Source organism: Urechidicola vernalis (genome assembly GCF_031846385.1).
Taxonomy (GTDB): domain Bacteria; phylum Bacteroidota; class Bacteroidia; order Flavobacteriales; family Flavobacteriaceae; genus Urechidicola; species Urechidicola vernalis.
The window spans coordinates 438155-457763 of sequence record NZ_JAVRHV010000001.1 but is presented as its reverse complement, the minus strand read 5'-3'; the positions used below and the strand labels follow the sequence as shown (position 1 = coordinate 457763).

The window sequence follows — 19609 nt, the reverse complement described above, 5'->3', positions numbered from 1 at the left end:
ACTTTTGTCTCATCTATTTAAAACATTTTTAGAATGCCAACAACACAAGAATTACAAGATTTTTCTCAACAAGTTAGAAGAGATATCGTAAGAATGGTACACGCTGTAAGTTCTGGTCACCCAGGAGGTTCATTAGGATGTACAGAGTTTTTTACCGTTTTATATCAGGAAGTGATGGATTATTCAACTGATTTTACCATGGATGGTAAAAATGAAGATTTATTCTTTCTATCAAACGGACATATTTCGCCGGTATTTTATAGTGTTTTAGCAAGAAGTGGATTCTTTCCTGTTTCTGAATTAGCAACGTTTAGATTGATCAATTCACGTTTGCAAGGGCATCCAACAACACATGAAGGTTTACCTGGTATTCGTGTTGCTTCCGGTTCATTAGGACAAGGGATGAGTGTGGCTTTAGGAGCTGCAGAAGCAAAGAAATTAAACGGTGACGATAAAATTGTTTATACTTTGCATGGAGATGGAGAGTTGCAAGAAGGTCAAGTTTGGGAAGCAGCTATGTATGCAGCCGGTAAAAAAGTGGATAATATCATTTCTACAATAGATTATAACGGGCAACAAATTGATGGTTCTACAGATCATGTATTACCTTTAGGTGATTTGAAAGCAAAGTTTGAAGCTTTTGGATGGGATGTGTTAGAAGTGAAGAAAGGAAATGATATTGACAGCGTTAAAGCAGGATTGGCAGAAGCTAAGACAAGAACTGGTAAAGGAAAACCTGTTTGTATTTTAATGTATACCGATATGGGTCATGGCGTTGATTTTATGTCAGGAACACATGCTTGGCATGGTAAAGCACCTAATGATGAGCAACTTGCAAGTGCCTTAGCACAGAATCCGGAAACTCTCGGAGATTATTAAAAATATAAGACTCGCCAATTGGCGAGTTTTTTTTATGATTTTTTTATAATTTCAGTAAATTTGAATTGGAAGTAAAGAAGTACATTTACGTCGGATTCAAATATCAAAAACTAACTAAATGAAAATTGGAATTGTTTGTTACCCAACCTTTGGAGGTAGTGGGGTTATTGCTACGGAACTTGGAATGTCATTGGCAGATAAGGGTCATGAAGTTCACTTTATAACATATAAGCGTCCAGTAAGATTGGATTTATTAGCGAAAAACATTCATTTTCATGAAGTCCATGTAGAAGAATATCCACTATTTCATTTTCAACCATACGAACTAGCACTTTCGACCAAATTGGTAGAAGTGATAACAAGATACAATTTAGAAATTTTGCACTTACATTATGCAATTCCGCATGCTTATGCAGCCTATATGGCAAAGGAGATGCTGAAGGAAAAAGGGATTGATATAAAGTTAGTTACAACTTTGCATGGTACCGATATTACATTGGTAGGTAGCCACCCAACTTATAAAACCGCGGTTGAATTTAGCATTAATAATTCAGATGCCGTTACGGTGGTATCAAATGATTTAAAAGAAGATACACTGCGCCTATTCAATATCAATACCGACATTGATGTAATTTACAATTTCATTGATTTAAAGCAATATCCAAAGGAAACAAGTATAGAATGTGATAGATCGGCGCTTGCAAAGAGTGATGAACGAATAGTTACACATATTAGTAATATGAGGTCCGTGAAAAGACCGTTAGATGTTATTGAAATATTCTATAGAATTCAGAAAAAACTTCCTGCCAAATTATTGTTGGTAGGAGAAGGGCCAGAAATAGAAAAAGTAGAGAATAGAGTAAAAGAATTAGGTATTTATGACAAGGTCTTGTTTCTAGGAAACAGCAATGATGTGAAAAAAGTACTGTGTTATTCTGATTTGTTTTTATTGCCTTCTATGACAGAAAGTTTTGGATTAGCCGCTTTGGAAGCCATGGCCGCTGAAACTCCTGTTATTTCTACAAATACTGGAGGATTACCAGAAGTTAATATTCAAAATAATACGGGTTTTTTAAGTAATTTAGGTGATGTAGATGATATGGCAGAGAAGGCTATTTCAATATTAGAAGACGACAATCGGCTTCTTGAATTTAAGAAAAATGCTTACAAACAAGCATCTAATTTTTCGCTAGAAAAAATATTGCCTCTATACGAATCGATGTATGTGAAAGCAATAAATGGATAAGTTACTTTTTGTAAAATTCTAAACTTTCAATTAACAAGTTTTCAGGAACTACACAATTCAATTTAAATTTCTCTAAATCCTCCAAAAGAACAAAGTTAACTTGTCCGCTATCGTTCTTTTTATCGTGTTTTAACAATTCTAATATAGCACTATATTCATTCGAATTGATCTCTACCTTATCAAAAATTGCAACGATACTGTTTTTTACATTATTCAGGGTTGCTTTGGGAAGTCCTAATAATTTATGAGAAAGATAGGCTTCTGTAATCATTCCAATTGCAATTGCTTCACCATGAGTAAGTGTTTTAAGGTGCTCAGATTCTAAATGATGTGATTCTATAGCATGTCCCAAGGTGTGTCCAAAATTCAATATTTTTCGAAGTCCACCTTCCTTAGGGTCCTCTTTCACAACTTCATTTTTTATTTCAATTGAGCGATATATTATTTCATGTTTGCTGCTGATATTTAAATAGTTACACTGTATTATTTCACCCCATAGCTTAGCGTCATATGTCAGGCCGTACTTTAGAATTTCCGCCATGCCTGAAGTCAATTCTCTGCTAGAAACAGTTTGTAAATATAAGGTGTCAACCAATACCATTTCAGGATTTGAAAAAACACCAATTTGATTTTTTAATACGCCTAAATCTACACCAGTTTTTCCACCAACAGATGCATCGACCATACTTAAAAGTGTTGTTGGAACATTAATAAACGAAATACCTCTTTTAAAAGTAGAAGCAACAAAACCACCCATATCGGTAATTACACCACCCCCAACATTTATCAATAAAGATTTTCTGTCAGCACCTAAATCCGTTAATACATTCCAAAGACTAGTACAGGTATCTAAATTTTTATTTTCTTCTCCAGATTCAATTTCAATCACTTCAATAGCGCTTGTTGTTTCTAGTTTTGCAATAAATAAAGGATAGCAATGCTCTTCCGTGTTCTCATCAACAAGAACAAAAACTTTAGAAGGTTTGTTTTCAGATATATAATTATTTAATTCTGTGTAGCATTTTTCATTAAAATGTACATAATAATTGTCTGAAAAGATAGAATTCATGTGTGTAAATTTGCTTCAAAAATAAGTGTAAATATTGAAAAAATACGATTAAATTTGTGAAAACATTTCTCATGAAAAATCTATTTAACAACACTAAAGTTGCATTCGATATTAAGTCCGATTCTGAATTAGAGCGTGCATATTTTTTGTTTAAAATGATACAGAACGAGCCTTTAGTTCGTATTGGTACTGCGGTTACCAATTTTGCCTTAAATACAAAGTTACCAGTTGAAAAGTTAATTCGATCTACTGTTTTTGATCATTTTTGTGGTGGAGTAACAGAAGAGGATTGCCTACCTACAATTGAGAAAATGTACTCTAAGAAAGTACATTCCGTTTTAGATTATTCTGTGGAAGGGAAGGAAAGTGAAGAACAGTTTGAGAACGCCTTAAACAAAGTTTTAAAAACAATTGAATTTGCTAAGGAAAAAGAGAGTATTCCTTTTGCAGTGTTTAAACCAACGGGATTCGGTCGATTTGCATTATATCAGAAAATTTCAGAAAATAAGGAATTAAATGCTGATGAGAAGGCGGAATGGGAAGTTGTTAAAAATAGATACCACAAAGTGTGTGCATTCGCACTCGAGTTAAGCGTACCGCTATTAATTGATGCTGAAGAAAGTTGGATGCAAGACGCTGCAGATCAGTTGGTTGAAGAGTTAATGGCAGAATATAATAAGGAGAAAGCAATCGTATTCAATACACTTCAAATGTATCGATGGGATAGAATGGATTATTTAAAACGATTGCATAAAACTGCGAAAGAAAAAGATTTTTACATAGGGTTAAAAATTGTACGTGGCGCATATATGGAAAAAGAAAGAGAGCGTGCCGAGGAAAATAATTATGAATCTCCTATTTGTAAAGATAAATTGGCAACGGATAAAAATTACGACGAAGCCCTTGTATATATGGCAACCCATCCAAAAATGGCAATTTTTGCTGGAACCCATAATGAGGAGAGTTCTTACTTATTAATGGAACTAGCTGCTAAAGAAGAGTTAGATAAAAATGATAGCCGCCTTTGGTTTGGGCAGTTGTATGGTATGAGCGATCATATTAGTTTTAATTTATCTGAAAGTGGATATAATGTTGCAAAGTATTTACCGTTTGGACCAGTTAGAGATGTAATGCCATATTTAATAAGACGTGCAGAAGAGAATACATCAGTTGCTGGACAAACAAGTAGAGAACTTAACTTGTTAAAATCAGAGAGAAAACGCAGAAAACTATAGTTTGAGATATATCGCATTATTAAGAGGAATAAACGTTGGAGGCCACAAGAAAATTTTGATGAAAGATTTGCGTGACCTTTTAGAAAAAAGCAAACTATTAAATAATATCGAAACTTATATTCAGTCTGGTAATATCATATTCGAATCAAAAAAATCAGATATAGAGAATTTGCAGAAAGAAATTCACACCTATATATATAATAAGTATCACTTTGAAGTGTCTGTTCAAATTTATAATAAGGAGGAGTGGGATTATTTTTTTAAAAACAACCCATTTTTAGAAGAAAACGAACTTCATATAAATCGCTTATATGGAACTTTTATGGATAAATGTCCGTCTGAGCAAAATATAACGTTGTTAGAAAAAGTTGATTTTTCACCTGACACATATCAGATCGATAACAATTTGATCTATACATATTACGCTAATGGAGCAGGGAGGTCAAAAATGACAAATACTGTTTTTGAAAAAAAATTGGAAGTCTCTTCAACCAGCAGGAATTGGAAAACCATTTCTAAGATTCAAGAATTGCTCAGTAATTAAACTTCACACTTAGAATATCTTATTTATCTAAATAAAAGAAGTACTTTTGCACTTTCAAAAAATAAGATATGCAATCTATTAGAAACATCGCAATTATTGCCCACGTAGATCATGGTAAAACAACCTTGGTCGATAAAATTATTGACCAAGCAAAAATCTTGGACGAACGTAAAGAGCGTACAGATTTATTATTGGATAATAATGATTTAGAACGTGAAAGAGGAATTACTATTTTATCTAAGAATGTTTCGGTAAACTATAAAGGTGTAAAAATTAATGTAATTGATACTCCTGGCCACGCGGACTTTGGTGGAGAAGTAGAGCGTGTTTTGAAAATGGCAGATGGTGTTTTGTTATTGGTTGATGCTTTTGAAGGACCGATGCCACAAACTAGATTTGTTTTAGGTAAAGCATTGGAATTAGGATTAACACCTATAGTTGTTGTTAATAAAGTAGATAAAGAAAACTGTACTCCTGAGTTAGTTCATGAAAAGGTTTTTGACTTGATGTTTGCATTAGATGCTACAGAAGAACAATTAGAATTTGAAACAATATACGGTTCAGCTAAAAATGGTTGGATGAATACAGATTGGCAGCAACCAACTGATAATATCATTCCTTTGTTAGATGCTGTAGTTGAACATATTCCTGAAGCACCATACAGAGAAGGTTCTCCACAAATGCAAATTACATCGTTAGATTTTTCTTCATTTACTGGAAGAATTGCTATTGGTAGAGTTTTTAGAGGAGATTTGGAAGAAGCAAAAGATTACATGCTTTGTAAGGCTGATGGTTCTACTAAAAAAGTAAGAATAAAAGAATTGCATGTTTTTGAGGGAATGGGTAAGGCTAAAGTTTCGAAAGTAAGAAGCGGAGATATTTGCGCAATTACAGGAATTGAAGGATTCGAAATTGGCGATACTATTGCAGATATTGAAAACCCAGAAGCATTACCAAGAATTAAAGTGGATCAACCTACAATGAGTATGTTGTTTACAATTAACAATTCTCCGTTTTTTGGAAAGGAAGGAAAGTTTGTAACATCACGTCATTTACGTGATCGTTTGTTTAAAGAATTAGAGAAAAACTTAGCACTGCGTGTTGACACTACGGATTCTGAAGATAAATTTAATGTCTTTGGTCGTGGAGTTCTTCATTTATCGGTTTTAATTGAAACGATGAGAAGAGAAGGATATGAGTTGCAAGTAGGAAGACCACAGGTTATCATAAAAGATATTGATGGTGTTAAATCGGAACCATATGAAACATTAGTAGTTGATGTTCCGGAAGAATCATCAAGTAAAATTGTAAACTTAGTTTCTTTAAGAAAAGGAGACTTGTTAGTAATGGAGCCTAAAGGAGATTTACAACATTTAGAGTTTTCAATTCCTTCAAGAGGATTAATCGGATTAAGAAATAAAATGTTAACAGCAACATCTGGTGCTGCGATTATAAACCATAACTTTGATAAGTTTGGACCATATAAAGGAGACTTTAACGATGTTGTAAATGGCGCTTTGATTTCTGCGGAAGCTGGTAAAGCCACTGCATACTCAATTGACAAACTTGGTGATAGAGGTGTATTCTTTATTGATGTCAATCAAGAGATTTATAAGGGGCAAGTAGTAGGAGAGAACAACCGCCAGGAAGACATGTCAATAAACTTAATAAAAGGTAAAAAATTGACCAATGTTCGTAAATCTGGAACGGATACAGCCATGAACATTGCTCCAAAAAGAGAATTTTCATTAGAAGAATGTATGGAATTTATCAAAAATGATGAATATTTAGAAGTTACTCCAGAGAGTTTAAGAATGAGAAAGATCAATTTTAGATAGACTTTTATTTAAAAAATATTTAAAAGCACTTCGAAAGAAGTGCTTTTTTTTTGGTCAAAATTAGAGTTTAGGCTCTAATTAACTTCCATAATAAAGCTACAAATGATTCTTTTTACCCATAAAAGTAGAGAAAAACTGGTGTAATATTACATAAATAGGTCCTAAAATAGACGCTTTTTGAGCTTATTTCATGCCTTAACTCTACAGTTTAGGTTCAAATAAGTAACATAATTTGCACTTTTTTGAAGCAAAATAGGTTGATTTTGGAGCACAATACGATGTTTTTTTTGTGATATTTCTGTGCTATAACCCAAAAATAACCCGCATAATAAAAACTATTTTTAAATTTTTTCAACGCTCAAAATAGGGGATATACGTAGCAGTCTATCACTTGTAAGAACATATAATTTAATTATATCTAATAATCATAAAATCAGTTATATAAGTATATTATATGGTTATAATTGTAATGCTATCTAGAGTATATTTTTATTCCTTCAAACTATAACCTTTGGGTTATTCATAAAAATAAAAAGATTAAAAAAGTTTAAAAAATATTTGGAGAACTCAAATTGTATCTTACATTTGTAACCACAATTGATGTATATACAATTGTTGTCCCCACAACAATGAAAGATGAAAAAGAAAATATTGAAAGAAAGAATTTTCCACGTGAAGTAATAAATGATGTATTACGAGCTGGAAACTGGATGCACGAGCGAGAGACCGAACATCTGAAGCAATATGCATTGTCATTAGAACAATATAATGTTCTGGTTCTTTTAAGAAAGTTAGATGGTGAAGTAATAAATATGAGTACGATACAGGCAGGAATGATAAGTGAAATGAGTAACGCTACTAGATTGGTAGAAAAATTAAGAGTAAAAGGATATTTAACAAGAGAGCAGTCTCAAGAGAATAGAAGGAAAGTAGAAATTAAAATCACACAGAAAGGAATGTTATTATTAACTGATATCGATAAGACTCAAAAGAAACATGAAAAGAAGGTGGTTAAGAATTTAACGAGTAGAGAATTACAGACCTTAAGTAGATTGTTAAATAAAATGCAAATAGAAAAATAAAATAGCGACCCCAAAGCTAAAAAGGAGGGTGTTTAATTAACCCCAAATTAGTACTAAACGTCCTCCTTTATATAAAATTTAAGTAAGTAAGTAAGTAAGTAAGTAAGTAAGTAAGTAAGTAAGTAAGTAAGTAAGTAAGTAAGTAAGTAAGTAAGTAAGTAAGTAAGTAAGTAAGTAAGTAAGTAAGTAAGATTAGAGTTTGTGTCAAAAGTTAGTGATTAAAAAATGAGAAGCAATCCGAAAATTAATTTGAATTTTTTACGTAAGAGCTTTAAAAACCTTTTGGCACTTCTTTAAAAGTAAGATGTAAGAAAATTGTAATGATAAAGATCTAGAGGTATGTGTTAAAAGTTGTCGTCAGTGAAATTGAGAAGCAATCCGAAAATTAATTTGATTTTTCTATTGAGTAAGACTTAAAAACCTTTTAACACAGCCTCTTTTAATAAAGAACAAGAATTATGAAACTAATAGTAGTAAGAATTATAGCAACCATATTATTCAGTATAGCCGTACTTAACTATATGTCTAGCAATAGCACTTTCTATAAAAGATTTGTATCAAAAGAATTTAAAATTAATAATCAACCCCAATAATAAATCAGTCGTAATCTTAAAAGAAATCGTTCCCACAGCGAAAATTGCTATGAGAGATTGCGGCTGTATTTATTAAAACAAAGAAAATAATTTAAAACCCCAGAGTCATGAAAACTTTTACTTTAAAATTAACCTACGCATTTTTATTTAGTATGTTATTTATTTCTTGTACGCAAGATGAAGATGGAATTTATGAGGAAGAATCATTAAGTCTTAAAGATATTAGTGTGTCCTATACTGTAATGGAATATCAGATATTTAGCTTGGTAAATGAGCACAGAGAGAGTTTAGGATTGGAAAAACTAAATATTATCAATTTAATTTCTGTAGAGGCGGAGGATCATACTGATTACATGATTCAAACTGGAGTACCGAGTCATGATAATTTTCCTGTGCGTCATCAAAACCTTGTTAAAAGCGTTAAAGCTAAAAAAGTAGGCGAGAATGTAGCTTACGGATATTCTTCAGCTCAAGCTGTGGTTAAAGCATGGATTAAGAGCGATGGTCATAGACAAAACATTGAGAACCCTAATTTTACCGACTTTGGAATTTCAACGAAGAAAAATAAAGAAGGTAGAAATTATTTTACACATATATTTATTAAAAGATAATCTAGATTAGTCCTCACAACGCTAGTTAAATTAAAAAAAGTTCGTCCCCACAGCGATAGTCAAAATGAAAAATATCGTCCCCACAACGATAGTCAGAATATTAGCAGTCCGTCCCCAGGATAGTAGTAAATTATAAGCACAGAAATGGTGAAAAAAAGAACAGCCGCAATAAACAATAATAGATTTTTAAGTCGTCCCCACAACGGTAGTACTATTAATGTTTTAATTATTACGACTGTATTTTGTTATCTTTAAATTCTGTGCTTATAATATTTAAGTCAAAAATCTTCAAGATTATGCTTAATTCTACTTGATTTAAGCATATTACAATAATAGTTATTTCTATCAGAACTTACAATAACTAATTTTATTTTAATTGAATAGTTAATAACATCTAGTTTCTAATCTTTCATTTTTAAATACAGGAATTTGATTTGTAAGGAGTAGATGTGGAAATCAACTAATTACATGTAGGAGTAATAATTTGTATTCCTCAAAAAAAAATCTTAATTTCGTACTGCACGTCATTTTGATGTGCGCCTCCCCACAAATTTATAGCCCCTAGAATGAACAATGTATGTTGTTCTTGATTTAATTTTATTGAATTATGAGTTTTAAAAAAAGTTTAATTTTAGGTTTATTATTTGTAACACTATTCCTCTGTTTAGGTCTTTTAGCTTAATATAAGTTTAAGACATTTTTTTCTGTTACAACCCTTTCGTAAATTACGAATCATAGTTTTTTGTGCCCAATTTTAAATTTTCTATTCTTGATATAATGGCACTCCGTTCTCATCTGTAGTAAGCACTGAACTCATGAAATTAAAGAATGGACGCATTGCTATAAATGTTTCAATTACTTTTTTAGGAAAATCTTTACTTAACACTTCTTTATCGCTAAATTTTTTATGAACAATAAATTGTTTTAATTGCAATAAATCCAAATTTGGATGCTGTCTATCGAATCCTCTTGGCACTGTTTTAAGACGTTCTCCATCAAGTGTTCTAAATGTTTTTATAAAAGACTCAGAATTAATAATTTCTCGTAATTCTATGGCATCATTTGCTAATTCTTTTCTGATTCTTAGAAGGTCTTTTGCGTTAGGTCCCCAAAATCCTCCTCCAATAAATGAGTTGCCAGGTTCTATATGGTAGTAGTATCCACCTCTTAATTGTTCTGTGGCTCTTTTAAAAGATCCACTAAAATGTGTTTTATAGGGTGTTTTGTCTTTTGAAAACCGTACATCTCTGTATATCCTAAAAACACTTTTTTTGCCAGATACCGTTTCTATATTGTCAATTTTATTCATTTCAACTAATAAGTCATCCGCAAAATTGACAAACTTGATTTGCTCTTCTTGAAACGCAGTCTTGTTCTCTGTAAACCAATCTCTATTATTATTCTGGTTTAATTTTTTTAGAAAATCTAAAGTAGATGATTGAATTGCACTCATAATAATTCTGTTTAGTTGATTTACTTCCGTTAGGTTTTTATTAGTGGGGTTTGGATAAAACTAATTTCATGGAACCGAATGTCAAATTTATGGATTCTTAATATACTTTTAAAAAAATATGGAATTATAAATAAAAAGGCTATCTATTGTTAAAACTAAAATGATTTGTCGTAAAGAAATATGTAAATTACATCCCCTTAAAAAAGACAGAATTTTATGATCTATATAGTGTTCGGTGTTTCTGGTATTGGTAAAACAACTGTTGGTAAATTATTAAGTAATTCACTAAATATTCCGTTTTATGATGCAGATGATTTTCATCTACCTGAAAATATTGATAAAATGAGTAGTGGACAGCCGTTAAATGATGAAGATCGGTTACCATGGCTTAAAATACTCAGTAAGAATATCGTAAAATGGAATGCAAATGGTGGGGGAGTTTTAGCCTGTTCAGCTTTAAAGGAATCGTATCGAAAGGAATTGCAATCTTTAAATAAAACCTGTGTAAAATGGGTGTTTTTAAATGCAGAATATGAGGTGGTTTTAGATCGACTTAAAAAAAGAAAAGGGCATTTTTTAAACCACCAATTATTGAAATCTCAATTCGTTGCGTTAGAAATCCCCAATTATGGAATTCATATTGATGCAAGTGAAGATTCGGGACATATTTTAAACGAAATACATAAAAAAATGATGAAGAATTCAGCAGAATTTGGTCTAATAGGGTTAGGAGTAATGGGGAAAAGCTTAGCACTTAATATTGCTGGTAAAGGGACGAAATTGGCCGTTTATAACAGACAAGTTCCGGAAAAAGAGGTTGATATTGCTAAAAATTTTGAAAATAGCAACTCGAATCTGTCGATAAAAGGATATGATGATCTTAATGAGTATGCAAAAGGGCTTCAGAGACCAAGAAGTATTTTATTAATGGTAAATGCAGGGAAACCTGTAGATATGGTAATTGATACCTTAATTCCTTATTTAGAACCTGGTGATTTAATTATAGATGGAGGAAATTCACATTTTAAGAATACCAAAAAAAGGTTAGATAAACTAAAAATACATGGAATTGATTTTATAGGCATGGGTGTTTCAGGTGGTGAAGAAGGTGCTCTAAAAGGGCCATCAATAATGCCAAGTGGTTCTAAAACTGCCTATGAAAGAGTATCGCATATTTTGGAAGCCATTTCAGCAAAAGACAAGGATGGTAAAGATTGCTGTGCCTATATAGGTCCTGAAGGGTCTGGACAGTTTATTAAAATGATTCATAATGGAATTGAGTATGGTGAAATGCAAATTATTGCAGAAGTATATCAATTGTTACGTTTCCATGGAAATAAATCACCTGAAGAAATTGCAACTATTTTTGAGGATTGGAAGCAAAGTGGATTGAGTAGTTATTTGCTTGAAATATCGATAGACATCTTAAAAAAGAAAGAAGGCGAAGATGTACTTTTAGATAAAATATTGGACCAGGCGTCTCAGAAAGGAACAGGGGGATGGAGCACCAATGCTGCACTAGAATTAGGAAAGCCTTTAAATACTATTTCAGATGCTGTTATGGCACGTTATATTTCAGCAATGAAATCGGCACGTGTAAAAGGCTCGAAACAGTACAAGTCGTCCATTAAAGAAACGACAAATGTTAACATTGAAAAACTTAAAGCAGCATATATATCAGTTAGAATTATTAACCATGCCATTGGATTTGATACAATTCAAGAAGCGTCATTACAATACAATTGGAACCTAAATCTTTCTGAAATTGCAAGGATTTGGACCAATGGTTGTATTATCCGATCTGAATTTATGGAAGAGTTAGTTAGCTTATTTAAATCTTCTAATGAACATCTGTTGCTTCATCCTTTAATTGTAGATCGTTTAGAGTCGAATGCGTTGGGGTATAAGGAGACGGTAGCGAATGGATTGTTGTCAGGCTGCTCGATGCCTGTGCTTTCTTCTGGCTTAAATTATATGCTAGGATTCATTTCAGAGCAGTCGTCGGCAAATATGATTCAGGCACAGCGCGATTATTTCGGTGCCCATACTTATAAAAGAATAGATAGGCCATTTGAAGAATCATTTCATACAAATTGGAAAGACTAAATAAACGAGTCTTGATTTATTTTAAAATTGTTGGCTATCGTAAAAATAGAATATTCAAAAACCTACGTTAAAGTCAGTGCTGTATTGATAAAAAGTTGATTTTAGTCGATTCAATTAGCAATCTTGTAAAAATGATGACTATCGTAGCAATACCGCTTGCATATGTGCGTTTTGACACTTGATTTTTTTAAATTTGTTCGCTTGCAATTTAATTTGTTGAGATTTAAATAAACGAATTAGAAATTAAAATATTAATATGAGTAAAACATTGTTTGATAAGGTATGGGATTCTCATGTAGTGAGAAAAATTGAAGATGGACCGGATGTATTTTTCATCGACCGTCATTTAATTCATGAAGTAACAAGTCCTGTAGCATTTTTAGGTTTAAAAACCAGAGGTATAAATGTATTATATCCAGAGCGTACGTTCGCAACTGCAGATCATAATACGCCAACAATAGATCAACATTTACCGGTAAAAGATCCACTTTCAGCGAATCAATTAAAAGCTTTAGAAGACAATTCTAAGGAGCATGGGATTAGCCATTGGGGATTGGGACATAGAAACAACGGTATTGTGCATGTTGTTGGGCCTGAGAACGGAATTACATTGCCTGGAGCAACCATAGTTTGTGGTGATTCACATACATCTACACACGGTGCATTTGGTGCTATTGCTTTTGGTATTGGAACTTCAGAGGTTGAAATGGTGCTTTCTACACAATGTATTATGCAGCCAAAGCCTAAGAAAATGCGTATTAATGTGAATGGTAAGTTAGGTACGGGGGTTTCTCCTAAAGATGTTGGTTTGTATATCATTTCTCAATTAACAACTTCTGGAGCAACAGGTTACTTTGTAGAGTATGCTGGAGATGTATTTGAAGATATGACTATGGAAGGCCGTATGACGGTGTGTAACCTAAGTATTGAAATGGGTGCACGTGGTGGAATGATCGCTCCTGATGATAAGACTTTCAACTATATTCAAGGACGCTCAATGACTCCGAAAGGAGCAGATTGGGATAAAGCAATGGAGTATTGGTCTACATTAAAAACTGATGATGGTGCTGAATTTGATAAAGAATTTAATTTTGAAGCCTCAGACATTGAACCAATGATTACATATGGTACCAATCCTGGAATGGGAATTGGAATCTCAAAAAATATTCCATCTGCAGAAAGTGTAGAAGGAGGGAAAGCGACATACGATAAGTCCTTGGCTTATATGGGCTATGGAGAAAACGAACCTATGATTGGTAAGAAGATTGATTATGTGTTTGTTGGAAGTTGTACAAATGGTAGAATTGAAGATTTTAGAGCATTTGCATCGATTGTTAAAGGAAAGAAAAAAGCAAACAATGTTACCGCATGGTTAGTTCCTGGATCTCACATAGTTGAAGATAAGATTAAAGAAGAAGGAATTTTAGATATTCTAACAGATGCTGGGTTTGCATTGAGACAACCTGGATGTTCTGCTTGTTTGGCTATGAACGACGATAAGGTGCCTGCTGGTAAATATGCGGTGAGTACTTCAAATAGAAACTTTGAAGGGCGACAAGGTCCTGGTTCTAGAACATTGCTAGCAAGTCCTTTAGTTGCTGCAGCAGCCGCTGTAACCGGAGTTGTAACTGACCCAAGAACATTAATTTAATCAATTGTTCACATTTTAATTAGAAAAAATTATGGCTTACGATAAATTTACAACATTAACATCTACAGCAGTTCCATTGCCAATTGAGAACGTAGATACAGATCAAATAATTCCGGCTCGTTTCTTAAAAGCAACAGAGCGTAAGGGATTTGGAGATAATTTATTTAGAGATTGGAGATATAATGGAGACAATACTCCAAAAGAAGATTTTGTCTTAAACAATCCAATTTATAGTGGGAAAATACTAGTAGGAGGGATGAACTTTGGTTCTGGTTCTTCTAGGGAACACGCTGCTTGGTCGGTATATGATTACGGGTTTAGATGTGTAGTTTCGTCATTTTTTGCAGATATCTTTAAAAATAACTGTTTGAATGTTGGTGTGTTACCAGTTCAAGTTTCGCCTGAATTTGCAGATGAAATTTTTAAATCTATTTATGACAATCCAAATACGGAGTTGACAATTGATTTAGAAGCGCAAACAATAACGAATTCCGATACAGGTAACAGTGAATCTTTTGATATTAACGGGTATAAAAAAGAGAATATGTTAAACGGATTTGATGATATTGACTATTTGCAAAATATAAAATCAGATATAGAAGATTTTGCTACAACACGTCCGTTCTAAACTAATTTTATGGGTGTGAAGAGCATAGAAATTATGGATACGACATTGCGCGACGGTGAACAAACCTCGGGTGTGTCGTTTTCTGCTTCAGAAAAGTTAACAATTGCAAAACTTTTATTAGAAGAATTAAAAGTTGATCGGATAGAGATTGCATCTGCAAGAGTATCAGAAGGCGAGTTTCAAGCAGTTAAAAGTGTAACTGATTGGGCTGCTGAAAATGATTTTTTAGAGGCTATTGAAGTATTGACTTTTGTGGATAATGGCATTTCTATTGATTGGATGAAAAGGGCAGGAGCGAAGGTTCAGAACCTGCTTACAAAAGGCTCATTAAATCATTTAACTCATCAACTTAAAAAGACTAAAGAACAGCACTTTAAAGAAATTAAAAAGTCAATTTCAGAGGCCTCAAAAAACGGTATTGAGACCAATGTGTATTTAGAAGATTGGAGTAACGGAATGCGCAATTCAAAGGAATATGTTTTTGATTTTTTAGCTTTCTTAGCAACGCAACCTGTAAAGCGTATAATGTTACCCGATACTTTAGGTGTATTGGCACCGGCGGAATCTTTCGCTTTTGTTACAGAAATCAGAGCAAAGTACCCTGAATTGCATTTCGACTTTCATGCACATAATGATTATGATTTAAGTGTAGCCAATGCGATCAATGCTGTAGAAGCAGGTATAGATGGGTTACACCTAACCATTAACGGCATGGGCGAACGTGCAGGTAACGCGCCATTAGCCAGCGTTGTTGCAGTTTTAAAAGACTTTATGCCAGAAGTTGAGATTGGTGTACACGAAAAGGCGTTAAATACCGTAAGTAAATTGGTAGAGACCTTTTCTGGATTTAGAATACCGGTTAACAAACCCGTAGTTGGCGATAATGTATTTACGCAAACCGCAGGAATACATGCAGATGGAGACAATAAAAACAACCTATATTTTAACGATTTACTTCCAGAGCGATTTGGAAGAAAACGTAAATATGCTTTAGGAAAGTCTTCAGGTAAAGCGAATATTCAAAAAAACTTACAAGAATTAGGACTTCATCTAAATGATGAAGATTTGAAAAAAGTAACACAACGAATCATAGAACTTGGAGATAAAAAACAACTTGTTACCAAAGAAGATTTACCATATATCATTTCTGATGTATTGGATAGTAACCTTATAGAAGAAACGGTTTTTATCAATTCATATGTATTAACCCATTCTAAAGGTTTAAATCCATCAACAACAGTTTCAATGACGATTAAAGGTGAATCATTTGAAGAGCATGCACAAGGAGATGGTCAGTTTGATGCCTTTATGAATGCTATTAAAAAAGTGTATAAGCGCAAAGATTTAGAGTTGCCAAAACTTATAGATTATGCGGTTAGAATTCCTCCAGGTAGTAGTTCTGATGCTTTATGTGAGACGATTATTACTTGGAAAACAAACGAAGAACAATTTAAAACTCGTGGCTTAGATTCTGATCAAACGGTTTCAGCAATAAAGGCTACAGAGAAAATGTTGAACATTATATAATTAAATTTTAAAGATGAAATTAAATATTGCCCTTTTAGCGGGAGACGGAATAGGACCAGAGGTTATTGATCAGGCTGTAAAAGTAAGTGATGCAGTAGCTTCAAAATTTGGACACGAAATTACATGGAAACCTGCTTTAACAGGTGCTGCTGCTATTGATGCAGTAGGAGAGCCATATCCTGATGCCACACATGAAATATGTGCAAATGCAGATGCTGTATTGTTTGGTGCTATTGGACACCCAAAATTTGACAATGATCCTAGTGCACCGGTAAGACCAGAGCAAGGATTGCTTAAAATGCGTAAGAAACTTGGTTTATTTGCCAATGTAAGACCAACATTTACTTTCCCTTCATTATTAGATAAATCTCCTTTAAAAAGAGATCGAATAGAAGGAACGGATTTAGTGTTTTTACGTGAATTAACAGGTGGAATCTACTTTGGAGAAAAGGGGAGAAGAGACGGTGGAGAAACAGCCTTTGACAATTGTGTGTACACAAGAGCAGAAGTTCAGCGTTTGGCTAAAAAAGGATTTGAATTAGCAATGACGCGTTCTAAGAAATTGTGTTGTGTGGATAAAGCAAATGTATTGGAAACTTCAAGATTGTGGAGAGAAACAGTACAAGCAATGGAGAAAGACTATCCAGAAGTGGAAGTATCTTATGAATTTGTAGATGCTGTTGCTATGCGTTTAGTACAATGGCCAAATTCTTATGATGTATTAATCACAGAAAATTTATTTGGAGATATTTTAACGGATGAGGCTTCAGTTATTTCTGGATCAATGGGATTAATGCCATCGGCATCAATGGGTGCTGATATTGCTTTATTTGAGCCTATTCATGGATCTTATCCACAGGCAACAGGATTAAATATTGCAAACCCTATGGCTACAGTACTATCTGCAGCAATGATGTTTGAGAACTTTGGTTTACAAGCAGAAGGAAAAGCAATAAGAGAGGCTGTAAATGCAGCACTTTCAGCTGGACATGTTACAGAAGACCTAGCAGAGGGTGGTAAATCTTATGGTACTTCTGAAGTAGGTGACTGGTTAGCAGGCAATATTTAAAAAAGAAATTAAATTAATTGAAAAAAGGATTTAGTACATTCAAGTTCTAAATCCTTTTCTTAATTTGGACAAACTAATTAATTATAATAATGGTTTATTTAGTAGTTCAAAAAATAAAAACCTTACAAAAAAAATGAAACAAGGCAATTTTGCACATGTCGTTTATTTTTGGTTAAAACAACCAGAGCATCAAGAAGATAGGCAAGCATTTGAAAAATCATTGAGCACATTTATCAACAATTCAGAGTTTATTCAGACAAAACATTTAGGAACTCCAGCGGCTACAGATCGCGGTGTTATTGACAGTTCATACACTTATTGTTTGTTATTGACATTTGAAAATAAAGAGTTACAAGACAAATATCAAGTAGAGGAAGGGCATTTAAAATTTATAGAAGAATCATCAAAACTTTGGGAAAAAGTAGTGGTGTACGACTCTGAAAATATTTTAAAATAATTTTTTTCCAAGAGAGAATTTACAAAATAAAACAAAAAAGCAATCCACAAAGGGTTGCTTTTTTTTATGCAGGTTTTTTAAAGGTTCCTAAATAAAAAAGAATACCAATAGAAATAAGACTAAAAATGAAAAATCCGATAAACAATGGCATTACGGAATCAATTACAAACATGCCTATAAGTGCGCTAATTGGCACCGCCATCATTGTAGATATAAACCCGGTAATTGCCGCCGCAATCCCAGCAATATGACCTACAGGTTGCATTGCTAAAGAACGCAGGTTTCCAAATAAGAAACCTATTGCAAAAAATTGTAAACCGAAGAATGTTAAAACTACTTCAATTGGTGGATTTTGCTTACCGAAGAAAATGATTACATATAACAATGAAATGCCTAAAAAGCCGATCATGGCCCAGTTTACCAGCCTACGCATCCCAAATTTAAGCACCCAAGTACCGTTTAGAAACGTTGCCAAACCAACAGAAATAGCAAGGCCTGCAAAGATGTAAGGAAATTCTTCAGATAAGCCATATTGCAATTCAAACACTTGTTGAGATGTACTTAAATAGACCATAAAAGAGCCCGTTATAAAGCCAGAAATTAGGGTATAGCCAATAGTGGTTTTAAATTTTATCAATTCTTTTGTGCCTTCAACGAATAGCGAAGGTGTAAATCGAATTCTATTGGGTTTGTTTAGTGTTTCTTCCTGCCGTTTATAAAACCAAATTCCGGCAAGCAATGCAAATACAATTTGCACATAGAAAATAGTTTCCCAGTTATAAAGATCAAGAATAAACTTACCAAAAGCAGGTGCAACAATTGGAATTAAAAGAAAAATGACGGTAACAAATGACATGATACGAGCCATATAATCACCTTCATAACTATCTCTAATTATAGCTATACTTACAGTTCTAGGAGCGGAAAGAGCGATGCCTTGTAGAATTCTACCAAAAACCATTGTATTCAAATCTTCTGCATAGATGCAAATGATACTGGCCATGACAAAAAGTCCTAATCCGAGGTATACAATGGGTTTTCGTCCAAGGCTATCAGACAGAGGACCAAAAATTAAGGATCCAACACCTAAACCAAGAAATATCATGGTAATCAATAACTGATTATCACTTAATGAAGTAGTGCCAATATCTTTTCCAATGATGTCTAAAGCGGGTAATAACGCATCAATTGCTAAGGCCACAATAGCCATAAGTGATGCCATTAAAGCAATAAATTCGAATTGAGAACTTTTAGATTTTTGCATACGGCAAAAATAGACTATTGTAAATTGTTGTTGGAGTAGTATGAAATGTATTAATCAATACTTGTATTAAAAAACTCTATTTAACATAATATAAATTATAGTACAAACACATAGTAATTGCTGTATAGCCGTTTAAGGCTATTTATACATAATTGTAGATATAGTGCCTTTAGAATTACCAATAAAATTTGAAATACGCGATTCTCAGCGATTAAGCTTTTCAACTATTTGTACCTATAATTCGCCATTATGTAAAATTGCCGCTACCTTTATATTGACAGAAATTATCGTAAGAGAATAACGGCTTATGAAGTTCAAGTTTATTTGATATCTATAATGTAAATAACATTTGCAATT

16 protein-coding genes are annotated in these 19609 nt (G+C 33.1%); 13 read left to right on the top strand and 3 right to left on the bottom strand.

Going from position 1 to position 19609, the window contains the following annotated elements; all coding sequences use genetic code 11:
- Window positions 1–33: 33 nt before the first annotated feature.
- Both RM519_RS02040 and bshA read left to right on the top strand, forming a co-directional pair.
- Window positions 34–879, top strand: coding sequence for a transketolase (locus RM519_RS02040; RefSeq protein ID WP_311591837.1), 846 nt, complete (start codon window positions 34–36; stop codon window positions 877–879).
- 118 nt (window positions 880–997) lie between these two features.
- Window positions 998–2125 carry an N-acetyl-alpha-D-glucosaminyl L-malate synthase BshA gene (gene bshA / locus RM519_RS02035; protein ID WP_311591836.1) on the top strand — a complete coding sequence of 376 codons (1128 nt, stop codon included), beginning with the start codon at window positions 998–1000 and terminating at the stop codon, window positions 2123–2125.
- A gap of 1 nt (window position 2126) precedes the next feature.
- Here bshA and aroB read toward each other — a convergent pair whose 3' ends face one another.
- Complete coding sequence (gene aroB, locus RM519_RS02030) at window positions 2127–3194, bottom strand: 3-dehydroquinate synthase (protein WP_311591834.1); 1068 nt, start codon at window positions 3192–3194, stop codon at window positions 2127–2129.
- A 71-nt stretch (window positions 3195–3265) separates the two neighbouring features.
- On the opposite strand from aroB, the gene RM519_RS02025 reads away from it, so the two are divergent.
- The 5 genes from RM519_RS02025 (at window position 3266) to RM519_RS02005 (ending at window position 9097) form a co-directional block, all read left to right on the top strand.
- Window positions 3266–4429, top strand: a complete 1164-nt coding sequence (locus RM519_RS02025; RefSeq protein ID WP_311591833.1) for a proline dehydrogenase family protein — start codon at window positions 3266–3268, stop codon at window positions 4427–4429.
- Between the two features lies 1 nt (window position 4430).
- Window positions 4431–4973, top strand: a complete 543-nt coding sequence (locus RM519_RS02020) for a DUF1697 domain-containing protein (protein WP_311591832.1) — start codon at window positions 4431–4433, stop codon at window positions 4971–4973.
- 68 nt (window positions 4974–5041) lie between these two features.
- Window positions 5042–6811 carry a translational GTPase TypA gene (gene typA / locus RM519_RS02015; RefSeq protein WP_311591831.1) on the top strand — a complete coding sequence of 590 codons (1770 nt, stop codon included), beginning with the start codon at window positions 5042–5044 and terminating at the stop codon, window positions 6809–6811.
- A gap of 629 nt (window positions 6812–7440) precedes the next feature.
- Entirely contained in the window at window positions 7441–7893 is a 453-nt protein-coding gene (locus RM519_RS02010) for a MarR family winged helix-turn-helix transcriptional regulator (RefSeq protein WP_311591830.1), read from the top strand.
- A 700-nt stretch (window positions 7894–8593) separates the two neighbouring features.
- Window positions 8594–9097: a CAP domain-containing protein gene (locus tag RM519_RS02005; protein ID WP_311591829.1), complete on the top strand. Its 504-nt coding sequence runs from the start codon at window positions 8594–8596 to the stop codon at window positions 9095–9097.
- Between the two features lie 763 nt (window positions 9098–9860).
- On the opposite strand, the gene RM519_RS02000 is transcribed toward RM519_RS02005, so the two are convergent.
- The gene (locus RM519_RS02000) at window positions 9861–10550 is read right to left on the bottom strand and encodes a DUF2461 domain-containing protein (protein ID WP_311591828.1); all 690 of its coding nucleotides are present in this window, start codon (window positions 10548–10550) and stop codon (window positions 9861–9863) included.
- A 216-nt stretch (window positions 10551–10766) separates the two neighbouring features.
- Between RM519_RS02000 and gndA the strand changes: the two genes are divergently transcribed.
- From gndA to RM519_RS01970, 6 genes are all read left to right on the top strand, one after another.
- Complete coding sequence (gene gndA, locus RM519_RS01995) at window positions 10767–12656, top strand: NADP-dependent phosphogluconate dehydrogenase (RefSeq protein ID WP_311591827.1); 1890 nt, start codon at window positions 10767–10769, stop codon at window positions 12654–12656.
- 256 nt (window positions 12657–12912) lie between these two features.
- Entirely contained in the window at window positions 12913–14307 is a 1395-nt protein-coding gene (gene leuC, locus RM519_RS01990; RefSeq protein WP_311591826.1) for a 3-isopropylmalate dehydratase large subunit, read from the top strand.
- A gap of 31 nt (window positions 14308–14338) precedes the next feature.
- Window positions 14339–14935, top strand: coding sequence for a 3-isopropylmalate dehydratase small subunit (leuD, locus tag RM519_RS01985; RefSeq protein WP_311591825.1), 597 nt, complete (start codon window positions 14339–14341; stop codon window positions 14933–14935).
- 9 nt (window positions 14936–14944) lie between these two features.
- The gene (locus RM519_RS01980; protein ID WP_311591824.1) at window positions 14945–16462 is read left to right on the top strand and encodes an alpha-isopropylmalate synthase regulatory domain-containing protein; all 1518 of its coding nucleotides are present in this window, start codon (window positions 14945–14947) and stop codon (window positions 16460–16462) included.
- A 13-nt stretch (window positions 16463–16475) separates the two neighbouring features.
- The gene (leuB, locus tag RM519_RS01975) at window positions 16476–17531 is read left to right on the top strand and encodes a 3-isopropylmalate dehydrogenase (RefSeq protein WP_311591823.1); all 1056 of its coding nucleotides are present in this window, start codon (window positions 16476–16478) and stop codon (window positions 17529–17531) included.
- 133 nt (window positions 17532–17664) lie between these two features.
- The gene (locus RM519_RS01970; protein ID WP_311591822.1) at window positions 17665–17988 is read left to right on the top strand and encodes a Dabb family protein; all 324 of its coding nucleotides are present in this window, start codon (window positions 17665–17667) and stop codon (window positions 17986–17988) included.
- Between the two features lie 64 nt (window positions 17989–18052).
- Here the strand turns inward: RM519_RS01970 and RM519_RS01965 are convergent, their stop codons facing one another.
- The gene (locus tag RM519_RS01965) at window positions 18053–19252 is read right to left on the bottom strand and encodes a multidrug effflux MFS transporter (RefSeq protein ID WP_349254806.1); all 1200 of its coding nucleotides are present in this window, start codon (window positions 19250–19252) and stop codon (window positions 18053–18055) included.
- Window positions 19253–19609: the final 357 nt, after the last annotated feature.

What these genes read in the sequence shown, in the direction of transcription:
- RM519_RS02025 (WP_311591833.1), top strand. Translation starts at nt 3,266, where the DNA reads ATGAAAAATCTATTTAACAACACTAAAGTTGCATTCGATATTAAGTCC.
- RM519_RS02040 (WP_311591837.1), top strand. Translation starts at nt 34, where the DNA reads ATGCCAACAACACAAGAATTACAAGATTTTTCTCAACAAGTTAGAAGA.
- gndA (WP_311591827.1), top strand. Translation starts at nt 10,767, where the DNA reads ATGATCTATATAGTGTTCGGTGTTTCTGGTATTGGTAAAACAACTGTT.
- bshA (WP_311591836.1), top strand. Translation starts at nt 998, where the DNA reads ATGAAAATTGGAATTGTTTGTTACCCAACCTTTGGAGGTAGTGGGGTT.
- RM519_RS01980 (WP_311591824.1), top strand. Translation starts at nt 14,945, where the DNA reads ATGGGTGTGAAGAGCATAGAAATTATGGATACGACATTGCGCGACGGT.
- leuC (WP_311591826.1), top strand. Translation starts at nt 12,913, where the DNA reads ATGAGTAAAACATTGTTTGATAAGGTATGGGATTCTCATGTAGTGAGA.
- typA (WP_311591831.1), top strand. Translation starts at nt 5,042, where the DNA reads ATGCAATCTATTAGAAACATCGCAATTATTGCCCACGTAGATCATGGT.
- aroB (WP_311591834.1), bottom strand. Translation starts at nt 3,194, where the DNA reads ATGAATTCTATCTTTTCAGACAATTATTATGTACATTTTAATGAAAAA.
- RM519_RS02010 (WP_311591830.1), top strand. Translation starts at nt 7,441, where the DNA reads ATGAAAGATGAAAAAGAAAATATTGAAAGAAAGAATTTTCCACGTGAA.
- RM519_RS01970 (WP_311591822.1), top strand. Translation starts at nt 17,665, where the DNA reads ATGAAACAAGGCAATTTTGCACATGTCGTTTATTTTTGGTTAAAACAA.
- RM519_RS02000 (WP_311591828.1), bottom strand. Translation starts at nt 10,550, where the DNA reads ATGAGTGCAATTCAATCATCTACTTTAGATTTTCTAAAAAAATTAAAC.
- leuB (WP_311591823.1), top strand. Translation starts at nt 16,476, where the DNA reads ATGAAATTAAATATTGCCCTTTTAGCGGGAGACGGAATAGGACCAGAG.
- leuD (WP_311591825.1), top strand. Translation starts at nt 14,339, where the DNA reads ATGGCTTACGATAAATTTACAACATTAACATCTACAGCAGTTCCATTG.
- RM519_RS01965 (WP_349254806.1), bottom strand. Translation starts at nt 19,252, where the DNA reads ATGCAAAAATCTAAAAGTTCTCAATTCGAATTTATTGCTTTAATGGCA.
- RM519_RS02005 (WP_311591829.1), top strand. Translation starts at nt 8,594, where the DNA reads ATGAAAACTTTTACTTTAAAATTAACCTACGCATTTTTATTTAGTATG.